15 protein-coding genes are annotated in these 17,108 nt (G+C 54.7%); 7 read left to right on the forward strand and 8 right to left on the reverse strand.

The genetic code is table 11. The features are described from left to right. Positions 1 to 9: 9 nt before the first annotated feature. On the reverse strand, positions 10 to 1,257 hold the full coding sequence (locus CUN67_RS21300; protein WP_208717454.1) for an extracellular solute-binding protein: 1,248 nt from the start codon (positions 1,255 to 1,257) through the stop codon (positions 10 to 12). A gap of 254 nt (positions 1,258 to 1,511) precedes the next feature. Here CUN67_RS21300 and CUN67_RS21305 point away from each other — a divergent pair, with 254 nt between their 5' ends. Beyond that, positions 1,512 to 2,681 (forward strand): ROK family protein, encoded by a 1,170-nt coding sequence (locus CUN67_RS21305; protein WP_208717455.1) that lies wholly within the window; start codon positions 1,512 to 1,514, stop codon positions 2,679 to 2,681. Positions 2,682 to 2,684: 3 nt separating this feature from the next. Here CUN67_RS21305 and CUN67_RS21310 read toward each other — a convergent pair whose 3' ends face one another. After that, positions 2,685 to 3,404: a dienelactone hydrolase family protein gene (locus tag CUN67_RS21310; protein ID WP_208717456.1), complete on the reverse strand. Its 720-nt coding sequence runs from the start codon at positions 3,402 to 3,404 to the stop codon at positions 2,685 to 2,687. 270 nt (positions 3,405 to 3,674) lie between these two features. Between CUN67_RS21310 and CUN67_RS21315 the strand changes: the two genes are divergently transcribed. Further along, the gene (locus CUN67_RS21315; RefSeq protein WP_208717457.1) at positions 3,675 to 3,884 is read left to right on the forward strand and encodes a YdgH/BhsA/McbA-like domain containing protein; all 210 of its coding nucleotides are present in this window, start codon (positions 3,675 to 3,677) and stop codon (positions 3,882 to 3,884) included. Positions 3,885 to 4,052: 168 nt separating this feature from the next. Then, positions 4,053 to 4,520, forward strand: a complete 468-nt coding sequence (locus CUN67_RS21320; RefSeq protein WP_208717458.1) for a DUF1203 domain-containing protein — start codon at positions 4,053 to 4,055, stop codon at positions 4,518 to 4,520. A 46-nt stretch (positions 4,521 to 4,566) separates the two neighbouring features. Here CUN67_RS21320 and mqo read toward each other — a convergent pair whose 3' ends face one another. The 5 genes from mqo to CUN67_RS21345 form a co-directional block, all read right to left on the reverse strand. After that, entirely contained in the window at positions 4,567 to 6,219 is a 1,653-nt protein-coding gene (gene mqo, locus CUN67_RS21325) for a malate dehydrogenase (quinone) (protein WP_208717459.1), read from the reverse strand. A 227-nt stretch (positions 6,220 to 6,446) separates the two neighbouring features. Beyond that, complete coding sequence (locus CUN67_RS21330; protein ID WP_254711423.1) at positions 6,447 to 7,151, reverse strand: GNAT family N-acetyltransferase; 705 nt, start codon at positions 7,149 to 7,151, stop codon at positions 6,447 to 6,449. 152 nt (positions 7,152 to 7,303) lie between these two features. Next, a complete protein-coding gene (locus CUN67_RS21335) occupies positions 7,304 to 9,085 on the reverse strand; it encodes an ABC transporter ATP-binding protein (RefSeq protein ID WP_208717461.1) in 1,782 nt (593 codons plus the stop codon). Beyond that, positions 9,082 to 10,530, reverse strand: coding sequence for a M81 family metallopeptidase (locus CUN67_RS21340; protein WP_208717462.1), 1,449 nt, complete (start codon positions 10,528 to 10,530; stop codon positions 9,082 to 9,084). Before CUN67_RS21340 ends, CUN67_RS21335 begins: the two co-directional genes overlap by 4 nt. An 11-nt stretch (positions 10,531 to 10,541) precedes the next feature. Then, the gene (locus CUN67_RS21345) at positions 10,542 to 11,675 is read right to left on the reverse strand and encodes an ROK family transcriptional regulator (protein WP_208717463.1); all 1,134 of its coding nucleotides are present in this window, start codon (positions 11,673 to 11,675) and stop codon (positions 10,542 to 10,544) included. A gap of 192 nt (positions 11,676 to 11,867) precedes the next feature. Here CUN67_RS21345 and CUN67_RS21350 point away from each other — a divergent pair, with 192 nt between their 5' ends. From CUN67_RS21350 to CUN67_RS21365, 4 genes are read left to right on the forward strand one after another with little or no spacing between them, the layout of a single operon-like run. Further along, a complete protein-coding gene (locus CUN67_RS21350; protein ID WP_208717464.1) occupies positions 11,868 to 13,403 on the forward strand; it encodes an ABC transporter substrate-binding protein in 1,536 nt (511 codons plus the stop codon). Between the two features lie 15 nt (positions 13,404 to 13,418). Continuing rightward, positions 13,419 to 14,339, forward strand: coding sequence for an ABC transporter permease (locus CUN67_RS21355; protein WP_208717465.1), 921 nt, complete (start codon positions 13,419 to 13,421; stop codon positions 14,337 to 14,339). Then, positions 14,339 to 15,205: an ABC transporter permease gene (locus CUN67_RS21360; RefSeq protein WP_208717466.1), complete on the forward strand. Its 867-nt coding sequence runs from the start codon at positions 14,339 to 14,341 to the stop codon at positions 15,203 to 15,205. The genes CUN67_RS21355 and CUN67_RS21360 overlap by 1 nt, the downstream gene beginning before the upstream one ends. Beyond that, positions 15,202 to 16,143 carry an ROK family protein gene (locus CUN67_RS21365; protein ID WP_208717467.1) on the forward strand — a complete coding sequence of 314 codons (942 nt, stop codon included), beginning with the start codon at positions 15,202 to 15,204 and terminating at the stop codon, positions 16,141 to 16,143. Before CUN67_RS21360 ends, CUN67_RS21365 begins: the two co-directional genes overlap by 4 nt. Here CUN67_RS21365 and CUN67_RS21370 read toward each other — a convergent pair. Further along, the gene (locus CUN67_RS21370) at positions 16,112 to 16,987 is read right to left on the reverse strand and encodes a LysR family transcriptional regulator (RefSeq protein ID WP_208717468.1); all 876 of its coding nucleotides are present in this window, start codon (positions 16,985 to 16,987) and stop codon (positions 16,112 to 16,114) included. The genes CUN67_RS21365 and CUN67_RS21370 overlap by 32 nt on opposite strands. Positions 16,988 to 17,108: the final 121 nt, after the last annotated feature.

Genomic DNA, 17,108 nt, shown 5'->3' on the forward strand with positions numbered 1-17,108 from the left:
ACTGACTCCTTAATGCAGATGCGCCGCGCTTTTATCCACCGCCTGCATCGCCGCTTCCGGCGTCGCACTGCCCAGCAGTACCTGCTGTAATTGCTGTTGCAGCGTATTAGACAGGCGGGAATAATCGGCGGTTTCCGGGCGAGACAGCATCACGTTGAGCGATTTATCTGCGGCGGCAATCAGGCTTTCCTGGTTTTTCAGCACGGCGGGGTCCTGATACGAACTTTTCCAGATTGGCAGGCTCAGGGTGGCGTATTTATTCTGCACCGGCTGGGAAGTCATATAGCTGATGTATTGCCAGGCTTGTTCCGCATGGCTACTGCCTTTGGCGATGCCCAGACCCATCGAACCGTTAACTGCCCCCACTTTGCCTGGCGCGTCACCCGGCGCTGGCATAATACCCACCTGGCCCGCAACCTTGCTCTGCTTCGGATCGTTGGCCATGTTGTACATGTAAGTCCAGTTCAGCGCGAAAGCGGCATCACCGTTGGAGAAGGATTTACGCACGTCCTCTTCCAGATATTCGCGCGAAGCAGGGTTGGTCAGACCTTCATCCAGCGAACTTTTCATCAGTTTCACCGCCTGTAACGAGGCCGGGCTGGAAAAATCGAGTTTGCCATTCTGGTAGAACTTGCCGCCAAAACCAGACACCAGCGTGGTGTAATCACACACCAGCGCTTCCGCCTGCGACCAGCTCCATACCAGCGGATATTTAACAATATTCTTCTGTTTGATGGTGCGCGCATCATCCATCACCTGCTGCCAGGTTTGCGGCAGGGTGGTGATACCGGCTTTTTCCAGCATCGCTTTGTTGTAGTAAAGGTATTTAGTGTCGAGGATCCACGGCATGCCGAGAGTTTTACCTTTGAACACCACGGTGTTCATCGCACCGGGGAAAATTTGTGATTTTTCTTCCGGCGTAATGCGGCTGCTTACGTCCTGGAGTAAATCAAAGCGGGTAAACTCGGCGGGCCAGATGGCATCAAACAGCACCACGTCATAGCCGTTACCACCGGCCCCGCGCGCTGCGACGATTTTATCGTGCAACGCTTCGTAAGGGACAAACTCCAGATTAACCTGCACATCCGGGTGCGCTTTTTCAAATTCCTGGGTCATGGCGCGAATGTCGTTTTCACTGTAAGCGGCCTGGGTCATAAACAGCGCATTGAGCGTGGTGGCCGCGGAGGCGCTCCCTGCGCTCGCTAACAGCAGGGCTGCAAAACATCCTTTCAGCGTGGGGGTGAATCGGGTTTTCATGGTTTTCTCCGCCTTGATGCAAAAAGAGGGTGTTTAATTAAATCAATTTGATTGATTTAATAACGCGCACAGGTTGTCAGATTGCTGCGGCTGACATCGATTAGCTATAGCAAGTGACGTGCCAGGGTAGAAATCCCGGCGACTACTGCGCTTAACTCTGCACAGATTTTTGCATCTGTCAGGTAAACAGCATGGAAAATGTGTGGCCGATCATAGATATTGATGCCGATGCGCTTAAGAGCTAAGGGAGTACGATGAAAACTTCGGGAACCAATCTGGAACACGCACGCGCGCACAATCGCCGCGTGATCATCGAAGCCATTCGCCTGCATGGCGAATTGACGCGTGCTGAGCTGGCGCGACTGACCGCTCTAACGCCGCAGACGGTGTCCAACATTGTGGCGGAACTGGAAGAGGCAGAGCTGCTCGCCAGCCGTCAGCCACGCAAGCAGGGACGGGGACAACCGGCGATTCCGGTGACGCTGAACCCGGCCAGCGCCTGGTCGATTGGCATTCATCTTGACCATCAAACATTGTTGATTGTGCTGGTAGATTTGACCGGCGAAATTCATTTTCGCCGCCTTATTCTGGTGCAAAAGCCCCAACCCGGTGCCACCTTAGCGCGCATTGCTGACGTGCTGGCGGAGATCAAAGCCCAGCTGGGTGATCGCTGGCATAAAGTGTTGGGGATTGGCGTGGTGATGCCTGGGCCTTTTGGTGTCGAGGGGATTTCATCGGTAGGACCCACCACGCTGAACGGCTGGGAAAAGGTGGATATTGAGGCTGAACTGGCAGCAATGAGTGGCCTGCCGGTGACGCTGGAGAATGATGCGACGGTGGCCGCTATCGGCGAACGTTTCCACGGCGTCGCGCGGCAACTCAACTCCTTTATTTACCTTTATATCGGCACAGGACTCGGGGCCGGCATTTTTACTGATGGCCATATTTATACCGGCCATGCGCACAACGCCGGAGAGGTGGGGCATATCGTTATCGAACCGGGTGGACGCGAATGTTATTGCGGCAATCACGGCTGTCTGGAGCGTTATGTGTCGTTGCAGGCAGCCTACGAGTTTTGTGGACTGGACCCGATGAGCGCGTTGCCGGACGATTTACTTGAAGTTGACCCGGCGCTGTTTGATCGCTGGATCGACAGCATACTGGCACCGCTCCGTCAGGCGATTAATATGCTGGAGTGCGTTTTCGATGCCGAGAGCGTGATTATTGGTGGCATGATGCCTGCCACGCTGCTGGATAAAATCATTCAGCGTCTGCCGCCGTTATATCAATCGGTACGGGGACGTTATCTGACCGGTTCACGCCTGAAAACCGGCATGACGGGCAGCGATACCGCAGCATTAGGTGCTGCGGCATTGCCCATCTTTGACGAATTTAATCCACAGTTTCAGGTATTAATGAAATAAGGATTAGAAGGTTTCGGCGAACAGCGCGAACATACGTTTAAATGCACGTTCCGCGACCTGCGGATGATAGTGCGCGACGCCCGGATTGCTTGCCGTCGGGTCGGTGAAGGAGTGCACTGCTCCGGCATAGCTGACCAGCTGCCAGTCTACCTGTTTTGCACTCATTTCACGGGCGAATTCACTCAGTTGTTCACGCGGCACCAGCGGATCGGCGGCACCGTCGAGCACCAGCACGCTACCTTTGATGGCATCAAGCGCATAGTCGCCTTTGGTGTCCAGCGTACCGTGGAAAGAAACTGCCGCTTTGATATCTGCGCCGCTGCGTGCCAGCTCCAGCGCGCAGTGACCACCAAAACAGAAACCAATCGCCGCCAGCTGATCCACGGCCACGGGTGCCTGTTGCTGATCAAGCAGTGCCGCCAGCGCTGCCTGCATGCGCGCCACTTCTGCCGGAGTGTCTTTGACAGCCATCATCATGCTGCCCGCTTCTTCACCGTTTGACGGGCGTTGGCCTTCACCATACAGATCCGCCACCAGCACCACAAAGCCCTGGGCAGCGATCTTTGCTGCCACGTCTTCGGCCATCGGGGTGACACCCATCCAGTTCGGGGCCATCACCACACCAGGGCGTGGATTATTGATGCCATCCTGATAAACAAGAGAACCGGCTAAGGTTGCGCCGTTTGATGAATAAGTGAGTGGTGAAGTGACAATGGTAGTCATGAATAATTCCCTGATAAATAAGTAGGTTAAAACCAGATACCGTGCAGGGAAATGGTGATCAATGCAATGATTTCAGCTCGTGATAGCAGGAAATGTTAAGGGTGGTGGTTTACGCGGAAATGAAGCAATTTATTGGCGCAAATTTTAATCAATTTTTTTGAATGTTTTCAGCAAAACCCTCAGCTTTTACTCCGCAGGCGACAGGTCTATTCTTTCACACATCGGGGCACAACACCCCACTCAATCAAAATTATCTCTGAGGAATTGACCATGAAATCTATCAAAACTTTCGTTGCAGTTGCGGCCCTGTCACTGGTTTCTTTCGGCAGCTTCGCGCACAGCATCACCGCCTCCGCTTCTACTCTTGATGGCGCAGAAGCCAAAATCGCTGCTCAGGCAGCACAGCAGGGCGCACAGTACAAAATTACCGAAGCGAACACCAATAACCGTGTTCACATGACCGCAGAATTGTACAAATAACGGATGGTCGTACAGGTAAGTGCCGGAAGAGGTCGCCGTAAGGCGGCCTTTTTTACTTCGGGTGTCTGAAGCGATGGATAACTCAGTAAATTCAGTGACCGCTAACGGCGAGCATCGCCATGCCCGCCGGGGTTAAATAGCTTTCGAACAATAACGTTTGGAGGCGGTATGGCTTACATAATTAGCGGTCTGGATGGCAACGTATTCGCGCATTTGTTTGGTAAAGACGAGCATTATCTGGCAGCGCATCGGGCGGTGCGGGTAAGGGCTGAAGCAGCATCAAGATATCCCGACCGTATTGCGTTGCGTGATGTCCCGGAAGGCGAGAATGCTATCCTGATCAATCACGTCTATCAATCGGCGGAGAGTCCCTACTTTGGCACTCATGCCATCTATATCCACGAGGGGGCAACCACGCCGGGGCTGTATGTTGATCAGATTCCGGATTATCTCGCCACCCGGCTGCTTTCATTGCGGGCCTTTAACGATCAACACCGGATTATGACGGCGGATGTGACGCCAGGGCACGAAGCCGAGCGGTTAATTTTACAACTGCTGGATCGCCCGGATACCCGGTATATACACGCCCACAGCGCCCGGTTTGGCTGCTATCTGTGCCTTATCGAGCGAAGTTGACGCAGAGAAAAGAAAAACCCCGCACCTGGCGGCACGGGGTTGAGACTTACAGCGCCATATCGTGTTGTGGCGAGGAAGTCGTTTTAGCCGGAGTCGTTGCCTGTGGCTGTGCGGCAGCGGCTGGCATATTGATTACCGGGGGTTTGGTCAGTTGCAGCGTCGCGGCGGTGTCATCCCAAACCTGCTGCGCCAGTGCCGCGTTGTCGTTCAGTTTCTGGCCATAGGCCGGAACGATTTGATGGATCTTCTGCTGCCATTCCGGGCTGGCGAATTCAGTCGGGAACAGCTGCTTGATCACGTTAATCGCGATTGGCGCTGCGGTTGACGCTCCCGGTGATGCACCCAGCAGGGCGGCAACGGTTTTCTGCTGATCGGTCACGATTTCCGTACCCAGCTTCAGCACACCGCCTTTCTCCGCATCTTTCTTGATGATCTGAACGCGCTGACCTGCCTGAATCAGTTTCCAATCTTCTTTCTTCGCTTCCGGGAAGTATTCCTTCAGCGCGGCGAAACGGTCGTCGTCGTTCAGCATCACCTGACCGATCAGATATTTCACCAAGTCGAAGTTATCAATGCCTACGTGGGTCATCGGCATAAAGTTGCTGGTAGTGGTGGTGCCTAACAGATCAAACAGCGAACCATTTTTCAGGAACTTGGTTGAGAAGGTGGCGAAAGGTCCAAACAGCACTACACGCTTGCCATCGAGGAAACGCGCATCAAGATGCGGTACGGACATCGGTGGTGCACCCACGGAAGCCTGACCATACACTTTTTCCAGATGACGGCTGGTGATCGCCGGGTTCTCGGTAACGAGGAAAGAACCACCCACCGGGAAGCCAGCGTAGTTTTCACCCTCAGGGATACCGGTTTTCTGCAGCAGTTTCAGCGCGCCGCCGCCCGCACCGATAAACACGTAACGTGCATCGATGGTGCGATTCTCGCCGCTTTTCACATCTTTGATGGTGACGTGCCAGCTGTTATCGCTGTTACGTTTAAAATCGGTGACTTCTGACGAAGTTTCCAGCGAGAAATTATCGTTCTTTTTCAGGCTGCCAATCAGCTGACGGGTGATTTCGCCATAGTTGACATCGGTGCCAACCGGGGTCCAGGTCGCTGCCACTTTCTGTTGTGGATCACGGCCTTCCATAATCAACGGTGCCCATTGCTGGATTTGCGCGTGATCGGTGGAGAATTTCATGCCCTGGAACAGCACGGTTTTCTGCAACGCTTCATAACGTTTCGTCAGATACTCAACGTTTTTATCGCCCCAGACAAAACTCATGTGCGGAGTAGAATTAATAAAGTTATGCGGGTTATTTAATACGCCACGTTTAACCTGCGAGGTCCAGAATTGACGGGAAATCATAAAAGCTTCGTTGATTTCCAGCGCTTTGCTGACATCAATACTTCCGTCCGGACGTTCTGGCGTGTAATTCAGCTCCATATTCGCGGAGTGACCCGTACCGGCGTTATTCCAGCCGTTCGACGATTCCAGTGCCACGCCGTCCAGCTTTTCGACCATAACCTGTTTCCAGCTGGGTTGTAATTCTTCCAGCCAGGTTCCCAGAGAAGCACTCATGATGCCCCCGCCAATCAGCAGCACATCGGTCTTTTCCGGTGTGTCGGCGGCATGAACAGCAGAACTGACGAGCAGTGCGGTGAGCGAAAGCGAGGTGAATAATGTAGTTGATTTTTTCATTGCGATAACAACGTTTCTTAGCGATGAGTAAAAAGTTCGCAACAAATTTAAAACATTGTTATTGAAATTTTAAAATTTATTTAGTTTAAAAACTATTGAAGCAAAATGGCGGATTTATTTGGTTACAAATGTATTTCGTTATTTCCATGTGCAGCAAGCGGTTATTTGGTGCGACTGTACAGAATTTATAACCGCTATTTTGGCAAGGGCAATCCTGAATCAGGAAATTAATTTCGCTTAAGAAATCGACGTAATGGATGAATTTGCTGGCCGGTATCATCGATATTTTCGTTGTCTGACCAATGTGTTATCGCCTGATAAATGGCAGGCCATTCGCTATCGATAATCGACAGCCAGTCGGTGTCACGATTACGGTGTTTGCGCGTCATTGCCTGACGGAAACGACCTTCAAACGTGAAGCCCATGCGTTCCGCGGCACGTCGCGATGCATGATTCAGCGAGTCGCAGCGCCACGCCACCCGACGATACCCCAACGTGAAGGCCTGAGTCAGCAGCAGAAACAACGCCTCAGTGCCCAGCACATTACGCTGCATCAGCGGCGACCAGGTCACATGGCCGATTTCCAGTGCGCCATTTTGCGGGTCAATATTGGCGAAACACACCACGCCCACCGCCTGCTGGCTGGCATGGCTGATCACTGCATAGGGTATCAGCGAGGCATCAGCCAGTTTGTGTGCGACCCAGAGCTGCATCTCTTCCAGCGAGCGGGGTTGTTCGGCACCCAGCCAGGTCCAGTCGCGATCGTCTTCAGCCTGAGAAAATGCCACAAACAGCGATGCGCAGTGTCCGGTCTGTAAAGGTTGCAGCGTACAAAACCGCCCAACCAGGGGGATAACGGAGGGACGCGCGACGGGCTGCCAGTCCGGCAGAGCAAAACCTACGGCTTGCCCATATTGATTAAACTGAGACACGCAACATTCCTTGATAAAGTAGCGGGGAGCAATCCTTATAACGTAACGCATTTTCCCGTAGCGGCGCGATTTATCGCGCGGGTTTTCAGGCTCGATACACGAAATTGCGCGATAAATCGCGCCGCTACAGCCTGGGCATGCGGTCACTATGGCTACTCCATCACCCAATGTCCGTTGCTCACTTCGCGATAGCGACGTGTTTCCGGCACATAACCCAGCGGCCTGACCGGGCTTTTTAGTTCGCTGACTTCAATATGCCGCCTGAGCTGGCGTCGCGCCGGATCAGGCACCGGCACTGAGGAGAGCAACTTCCGGGTGTAGTCATGCTGCGGGTTTTCAAAAATCGCCGCTCGCGGGCCAATCTCGACAATTTCACCCAACAACATCACCGCCACCCGATGGCTGATGCGTTCCACCACCGCCATATCGTGAGAAATAAACAGATACGACAAGCCCAGACTTTGTTGCAAATCGAGCAGCAGGTTAATGATTTGCGCTTTCACCGTCACATCCAGCGCTGACACCGATTCGTCGGCAATGATCATTTTGGGATCGAGCATTAACGCCCGTGCGATACAGATACGTTGTCGCTGGCCGCCGGAGAATTCGTGCGGATATCTTTTCAGCATCGTTGCCGACAATCCCACGCGCTCCATCAGTGCAGCGGCTTTTTGCTGTGCCTGAGCTTTGCTGCCTAACCGATGCTGCAAAAAGGGTTCGGTCAGTGCTTCCTGCACTGACATACGCGGGTTCAGGCTGGCGAAGGGATCCTGAAAAATCATCTGCATCGCGCAACGCAGTTTACGTAATTCACCAGGGGAGAGGCTGAGCACATCATAGCCGTCAAACTCAATCTGGCCTGATGCGGCGCGGGTCAGGCGGGTGAGGGAGCGACCCGTAGTGGATTTACCACAACCCGATTCACCCACCAGCGACAGGGTTTCGCCCGGCATCAGGTCAAAGGAGATATTTTCCACCGCATGCACCGCACCGGTTTTGCGACTAAATATTCCCTCGTGAATACTGAAGCGGGTCGTCAGATTCTTCACCGATAGCAGTGGCTGTGCCGACAATTGCGGCATCGCATATGACGAGTGGGAGTCTGAAAACTTACGTGGCCCTTCAATACCACGCATTGCCCCAAGCTGAGGGACGGTGGCAATCAGCGTGCGGGTATAATCCGCCGCAGGAGCTGAGAAAATCGCGGCGGTGGAGCCGGTCTCCACCACATCACCCTGGTACATCACCAGCGTGCGGTCCGAGACTTCGGCCACCACGCCCATATCGTGGGTGATAAACAGAACCGCCGTGCCTTCTTCTTCCTGCAAGGTTTTAATCAGATCAAGAATTTGTCCCTGAATGGTGACATCCAGCGCCGTGGTCGGCTCATCCGCTATCAGTAATTTTGGCCGCAGCGCCAGCGCCATCGCGATCATCACGCGCTGCCGCATCCCACCCGAAAAATGATGGGGATAGTCATCAAAGCGTTTCGCTGCATTAGGGATGCGTACCTTTTCCAGCAGACGGATCGTCTCTTCTCTGGCAGCTCGCGAGGACATTTTCCGGTGCGTGGTCAACGCTTCGGCAATCTGATGGCCGATGGTGAATGAAGGATTCAGGCTGGTCATCGGCTCCTGAAAAATCATCGCCACGGCATTGCCACGAATATCCCGCATCGCGGCTTCACTCAGCAGCAGCAAATCGCTGCCGTTGAGCAACACCTTCCCGGTGATGCGCGCGTGACGGGCATTCAGCAAGCGCATGATCGCCATTGATGTGACGCTTTTGCCGGAGCCGGATTCACCCACAATTGCCAGCGTTTCACCAGCATGAATCTCAAACGAAACGTTGTTCACTACCTCGCGCCAGTGATCTTCGTGGCGAAATGCCACCGACAGATTTTCTATGCGCAGCACCGGTTCCTGTGTCTTCATAGATGCGGTTCTGCCACAAATCGTGCGGACAGGGTGCTCACCGGCAAGAAGGCAAAATCGGTATCAAAAGGGTAAGCAGGCTGGGTTTTACGCTTACGCACCAGACGTTCCACGTACTGATCCACCACGCCTTCTGATAGCGCCATCAGGTTAGGATTGGCGAGCGGTGCCAGTTCGGGAGACAGGTAACCGGATTTCACCACCACAATATTGGCGGTTGCCGGATTCAGCCCCAGCAGAGCGAAATCCGCCAGATTGTGATAGGGACGACGTCTGTCCGCCACCACGACGGTAATGTCTCCCGTTTGCAGCAGCGCCTGCTTCGCAACCGAGGCAGGGTCATCCACCAGCCTGGTTACCACGAATTGCGCACTGGCCTTGCCACCCGCGGGATCGAGCGTAGCGCCAATGGTCAATTGCAGCGTGGCGCCGATTCCGGCAGCAAAAGCGGCGTCGGTCGCCGGTTTGTCGGTAATCCCTGCGACGATCACCCCTTGTGCGCCCTGGCGAATCAACTCGGCCAGCATATCGCCCCGATCACCCACACCGCCACCGGTGGGGTTATCGCCGGAATCAGCCAAAATGACCGGATGGGTAGGGCTGGCAATCGCCATGCGAACGCATTCTTCGGTACTGCCGGTGACACAACCAAAACTGAATTGTTCTCGTGCCTGCCAGTACGCCAGCGCCAGTTTCGCCGCCTGTTCTGCCAACACAGCGGCATCGGTGCCCGTCATAATCGCTGCCGCCGTTGCGCGCGGTTCATCCGCCCAAACATAACCCACCATCAGTGAGGCATCCCAGATATGTTCGATCGCGTTAATGGCGGGCAGGCGGGCATAGAGACTTTTCGCCGGTTCATCTTCGGTGCTGGTACGTTCGCCGGGTAGCACCACCGGAATCGGTGCCCAGACGACGCCAGGTTTCACGCCGCTGTGCAGGCTTTGCACCAGCATCGCGACTGAACGACGCATGGTTTCTTCCACATCGATATGCGGCGCGGTACGGTAGGTGGAGAACATATCAATTGCATCGATGATGCGTTGCGTGACGTTACCGTGCAGATCATAGCTGACAGTGATCGGACAATCGTTACCGACCAGTTCACGGGTGGCGGTGATCCAGTCACCCTCGGCGTCTTCCATCCCTTCAACGTAGACCGCGCCGTGCATCGCCAGATACACGCCATCTACGGGCAACAATGCCGCCAGTCGGCTGAGAAAATCCTGCTTAAAATCTTCATACGTGACGCGTGCGACCGGGCCACCGGCGATGGCGCGGGCATGGAAAGTCGGCAGGAAGTGGGCATCGTAGTCGGCAAGAAACGCAAAATAAGGACTCGCCGTCAGTTCATCGCCGCGCAGAATACGGAAGTCGTCAGCATAATTCAGCACCGGGTTATAGGTACTGCACTCAGTATGAATACCACCAAAAGCAATGCGCATTGCGGCCTCCGTTACTCGGGTAAATGAATTAAAAAACGATAGGCCGCCACACTGGCAGCGGCTCTGGCCCAGCTTTCGTCGCCAAGGACGATGGTCGAAATGGGGGTCTTACCCATGATGGAAGGCAGGACATTGGCATCAATGGCCTGCATCACCACGGTTTTCAGCAATCCATCAAACGCGCCGGAATGATGGGCAATGACGATCAATTCCGGGTCGTTCATCTGAATGATATTGGCGATGGCAAGGCCGAGCGCGTTACCCGCACGGTGCAGGATGGCAATTGCCGTACTGTTGCCTTTCACCGCCAGATTTTCCAGCTCCGCCAGCGTCCGGGCATCGAGCGTTTTCTCACGTATGTTTTCGCGGATGGCGGTTAAGGATGCCAGAGTGTCGAGGCAGCCGCGTTTGCCACAGCGGCAGGGATGGCCACCGGGTTCAATGGTGCAGTGGGCAATTTCTCCGGCACCGCCGTGGGCGCCACGATGCAGCTGCCCCTGAAAAAAGTGCGCCGAACCAATGCCATCGCTGTGAGAAATCAGGGTGAAGTTGCGGACTTTTTTCGCCAGACCAAAGATTTTCTCGCTTACCGCCAGGGCTTTGGCATCATTTTCCAGCGACACCTCCAGCCCGGTTGCCTGTTTCAGCATGTCCGCCAGCGCGACATTTTTCCAGCCGAGCAGGGCTGACTGCACGCACACCGCCTGATGTTCATCGACAAAGCCGGAAAGGGTGACGCCAAGGCCAATCAGTTGATCGGGAGAAATACCGTTACCCTGCACCAGTGGTGGGATGGCTGCGGCAATGGCCTGGGTGAGTTGTTGTGGATCGAGGCTAAGGGGCAGCACGCTGCTTGCCAGCGTATGCCCATGCATATCGATCAACACCAGGGTAATGTGCTCACCGAGTAACGACGCGCCAAGAAAATAAGCGCTATCGGCTCGCATTTTTAATAACACTGAAGGGCGACCCTGGCCGCTGGCTTCAGGAACACTTTCTTCCAGCAAACCGGCATTGAGCATCTCTTTTATCAGGGTGCTAATGGCCGCTTTACTCATTTTCATCTTCTGCGCAATAGCCGTGCGGCTCATGCCATGCGAAGCGATAAGCAAACGAATAATTTGTTGCTGATGGGCATTGAGCATCAGAAGTCCCGCGATCAAAGAACTGTTTTACTGACAATAATAAGCCATAAGAACAAATACAATCGCATTTAGTTAATTTTCTGAACCTGGATCGTAATATAAGTAAAATATATGAACCAACCTATTGGCTTTTGTTTTCGAGTTGTGCCTTATATGGCCTGGATAATTCACCAATCGTATCTGAGGGCCTTCATGGAAAGCACACTTAAGCGTTTCAGGGTTATTACTCTCGCGGGCTGCATGATGTCGCTATTTGCCAGCGTCTCTGCGTTTGCCAGCCAGCTGGTCATTATGCAGAACGAACCGCCACGCAGCATGGATCCGGGTAATCAAACCGCCACTTTTACCGGTACGGTGCTGGATCCGATGTATGAAGGCCTGACGCGACTGGGTGATGATGGCAAGGTGGTCCCGGCGCTGGCCGTCTCCTGGAGTAGTGACGCCAGCGGGCTGAACTGGACTTTCAAACTGCGTCCCAACGTAAAATTCCATGATGGCACACCTTTTAACGCCGATGCGGTGGTAGAAAACTTTCAGCGCCATCTCGATACCAAACGCGGCCTTGCCGCCAGCGGTAAAATTCGCACCTTTGTTCAGGACGTGAAGAAAAAAGACGATCTGACGGTGGAGTTTCAGCTGAAAAAAATAAACCCGGCGTTTTTGACGGTGCTGGCGTCGGGTCCGGGATTAATGGTTAGCCCGAAGGCGGATAAAGACGGCAGCATTAATAATAAAGCGGATGGCACCGGGCCTTATAAGCTGGTGCAATATAAATCCGGTGAATTCGTGCTGGAACAAAAGAACGCAGATTACTGGGGTAAATCAACCGGGCCGGACGAAATAAAATGGACATGGAGCAGCGAGCCTTCGGTGATGAATATGGCGCTGCAATCCGGCCAGGTTGATATTATTAACCCGGTGCCACCTCAATTTGCCGGCATGTTAAAAAACAATGCCAACATCATCCTGAAACAATCACCGGGTGCGGCGGTATTCTGGGTTGATCTCAATACCCAAAGTAAAGCGTTGAGTGACGTCCGCGTGCGTCAGGCGCTTAACTTTGCCACCGATCAGCAGGCGTTGAGTAAGGCGGTGATGTTTGGTTATGCCCAGCCTGCCAACTCCGCGCTGGCACCGGTTGATGCGAACTACGATAAAAGCCTGCATGACTATCCTTACGATCTCCAGAAGGCCAAAGATCTGCTGAAAGCGGCGGGTTATGCCGATGGTTTTGCCATGTCGATTGCGGTACAGGCACCGGATGCGCGCACCGCGCAGGTGTTGCAGGGCATGTGGAGCAAAATCGGCGTGAAACTGAACGTGCGTCAGATGGAAAGTGGCGTCTGGACCAAAGCAGCCTTCGCCGATGCAAAAGAGAAAGCCACGCAGGGTACCGATGCGGTGCTGGCCTCATGGTCATCGGGTTTATATGGCTCGGACCTGCAACTGCGCCCGTTGTATCACACCAGCAGTTTCGCTCCGGGTGGCGCGAACCTCGGCTTTTTCAGTGATAAGCAAACCGATGATCTGATCGATACCGCCGCTTCGACCATGGATGATGCCAAACGCAAAGCACTCTACTTCGAGGCGCAGAAACGCATCAGCGCGCTGGCACCGCAGGTGTTGCTGTTTTACCAGGATGATCTGTATGCAGCGCGGAAAAATATCAGCGGCGTGACCATGCAACCGGGTGGTCAGTTAGTGGTGCGGGATGCGGCCAAAAATTAACCCAGGCGAGTTGCTATGAAAGCGTATGTCGCGAAAAAGGTGCTTTCACTGCCGTTGATCATATTCGGGGTGTCAATCATCGTTTTTATCGCCATCCGCGCGCTGCCGGGCGATCCGGCGCGCCTGATGGCGGGGCCAGAAGCCCCGCAGGAAGCGGTGGATAACATGCGTATCCGCCTGGGGCTTGATCAGCCGCTGCCGCTGCAATATGTAAAGTTTGCGGCGGAGGCGCTGCACGGCAATCTGGGGATGTCGTTGCAGTCGCAGCGTCCGGTCATCACCGAAATCAGTGAGCGACTGCCCTATACCTTATCGCTGGCGGTGCTCGCCTATCTGCTGGCAATCGCCATCGGCGTACCCGCCGGTATGACCGGGGCGATTTACCGCCAGCGTATCCCGGACCAGGTGGTGATGGTGCTGACCATTGCCGGGGCATCAATTGCCAACTTCTGGCTGGCGCTGCTGGCGATGAACTATTTTGCGGTACAACTCGGCTGGCTGCCGCTGCTGGGGGCCGATTCGTGGCGTAATTACATCATGCCCACCGTGACGCTGGCGATTTTGCCGATGGCGATGATCGCCCGCATGACGCGTTCCAGCATGCTGGATGTCTTAAGCCAGGACTATATTCGCACCGCCAAAGCTAAGGGGTTGTCGGCGCGCAGCATCCACTGGAAACACGCGTTACGCAACGCGCTGATTCCGATCGTGACCATTGTGGCGCTGAACTTCGGTAGCCTGATTGGTGGCGCGGTAGTGACGGAATCGGTGTTCAACTGGCCGGGTATTGGTCGTTTGCTGGTGGATTCGGTGCGCTATCGTGACTACCCGGTGATTCAGGGTGTCACCCTGGTGGCCGTGACCGGAGTGGTGCTGATGAATCTGGTGGGGGAAATCCTTATCGGTTTGCTGAATCCGAAAATAAGGTTCGACTGATGAACAGCATCGAGACGTCTCTGGTGTCGCGCCGATCGCGCAGCAGGCAACTGTTGCGCTTCCTCGCGGCGTATCCGTCGATTGCCATTGGCGGCGGATTGGTGTTGCTGGTGGTGCTGGCGGCACTGCTGGCTCCGCTGATTACCCATTGGGATCCGATTGATCAGGATTTGCTGAATACCTTACAGGCACCTTCCGCCGCGCACTGGTTTGGCACCGATGATTATGGTCGCGATATCTTCGCGCGCGTGATTTATGGGGCGCGTATCTCGTTATTTGAAGTTTGCCTTAGCGTGGCAATTTCGATGGTGATTGGCATCCCGCTCGGCATTATTTCGGGCTTGGCGGGGCGCAAAATCGATGTAGCGATCATGTGGGTGATGGACGTCATTTTTGCCTTCCCGGGCATCGTCCTGGCGATTCTGATTGTCAGCGTGTTGGGCGAGGGGCTGACCAATATGCTGATCGCCATTTCGCTATTCTCCATCCCGGTTTATGCCCGTCTCAGCCGCAACCTGACGCTGGGGCTGAAAAATATGGAGTACATCGAAGCGGCACATATGCTGGGGGTGCGCTATCCGCGCATCATCACCCACTATATTTTGCGTAACTCGATCGGCCCACTGATTGTGCAATCCACCCTGACTGCTGGCGCAGTGGTGTTGTCGGCTGCCAGCCTGTCATTCCTCGGGCTGGGGGTGCAGCCACCGATGCCAGAGTGGGGCACCATGATGAGCGATGGGCGTAACTTCCTTGGACTTAACATTTACGTCTCCCTTTTCCCTGGCCTGGCCATTTTGATTACCGTACTTGGCTTCAACGTGTTGGGTGACGGTTTGCGCGATGTAATGGATAAGCGTTTATGAATACGGTGATTTGTTTCGACTTAGGTGGTTCATTTATCAAACTGGGGATGGTGACGGGGAACGGTGAATTAACCCTGCTCTCGCAGGAAAAAATGCCGACCACCTCGTGGCCTGCGTTCACCCGGTTAATCCGTGCGATGATCGACCAGCATCAGCAACATTTTAGCGCCAGCAGCCCGGTGGCGATTTCCACCGCCGGAATTGTGGCACCGGATAGTGGCGAAATCTTCGCCAGCAATATTCCGGCCTTTCATCAGCGCAACCTTGCCAAAGAACTGTCAGATGAACTGCAACGTGAAGTTATCGTTCATAACGATGCGGACTGCTTTACTTATGCCGAAGCGCAGGCCGGAGCAGGCCAGGGGCATAAGGTAGTGTTTGGTGCGATTCTTGGTTCTGGCGTCGGCGGCGGGTTAGTGGCCGATGGGTACATTGTCATCGGGCAAAATGGGTTAACCGGCGAATGGGGGCATGGCCCAATCACGTTGACGGAAGTCGAGATTGACGGTGAATGGCGACGCCTGCCGCGCCAGCTCTGTCCGTGCGGGCAAAGGGGCTGCCTCGATAGCTATGGCGGCGCGCGTGGGATGGAGAATCTGCATCGCACTTTACATGACGAGTCCGCCAGCAGCCTCGACATTATTGCTCGCTGGCAAAGTCAGGAGGCACTGGCCGGACAAACCATCAGCGCCTGGCTACAGTTGGTCAGCCAGCCGCTGGCGTACTGCATCAACATCACCGGTGCTTCCGTGGTGGTGGTGGGTGGCGGTCTGGCCTCGGTGACACCACTGATCGCAGCGCTGGATACGGCGGTACAAGGTTATGTGTTACGGCGTAGCGCGCAGCCATTGGTGGTGCCGGGAGCCTTTGCCCATCATGGCGGGATGCTCGGGGCGTCGTTGCTGGCTACGCCAGCTTCTGCTGCAAAAACGCCATAAACACCCGGTTGACCTCGCTGCGCTGGCGATGTTGGGGATAGAGCGCATTCAGGCTGAGCGAGGAGGGGTGCCAGTCATCCAGCACGGTGATCAGGTCGCCGCTGGCGAGGGCGGGGGCAACGATAAATTCCGGTAGCAGGATCAAGCCTAACCCGGCAATCGCCGCATCGCGCAGCATTTCACCGTTATTGCTGACCATCGGTCCCTGCACGTTAATCACCTCGCGCTTTTCCCCCTGAAATAACTCCCAGCCGGTCTGGCTTTCACGGCCATAACGCAGGCAGGCGTGATCCAGCAAATCCTCCGGGCGACGCGGTGCATCGGCCCCTTGCAGGTAACTGGGGCTGGCGCAGATCACGCGGCGAAACTCCCCGAGTTTTTTTGCGATCAGGGTTGAGTCGGGCAATGTGCCGATACGAATCGCCATATCGAAGCCTTCGCCAATCATGTCCACATAACGGTCCGCCAGTTCGACCTGGAATTGCAGCGCCGGATGCATACTGAGAAATTCAGCGATAAACGGCGACAGATGGCTGATGCCGAACGACATCGGTACGCTGAGGCGAAAACTGCCCTGTAAAACCTGACGACGTCCCGATACCGCCAGCTCCGCCTCCTGCACATCATCGAGGATGCGCTGTGCGTGGCGGGCAAATAGCTGGCCGTTATCCGTCACTGACAACTTGCGCGTGTTGCGATTGAGCAGGCGTGCGCCGAGCGATTCCTCCAGCGCAGCGATGCGGCGGCTGACATATTGTTTGGAAAGCAGCAGCTGTTCTGCGGCGGCGGTGAAGTTGCCGGCTTTAATCACGGCGACATAGATGCGGAGATCGTCTATCTGCATATTGTCCACTTATTGGTGACGGTCATTGTCAATGCAACACATTGTTGGGCGATTCAGTTTACGTATACTGAGTCACATCAGGAAGCAATATCGACTTCCGCCAACAAATTTGAGGAGCAGA

Source organism: Pantoea cypripedii, assembly GCF_011395035.1.
In the GTDB taxonomy this organism is placed as follows: Bacteria; Pseudomonadota; Gammaproteobacteria; order Enterobacterales; family Enterobacteriaceae; genus Pantoea; species Pantoea cypripedii_A.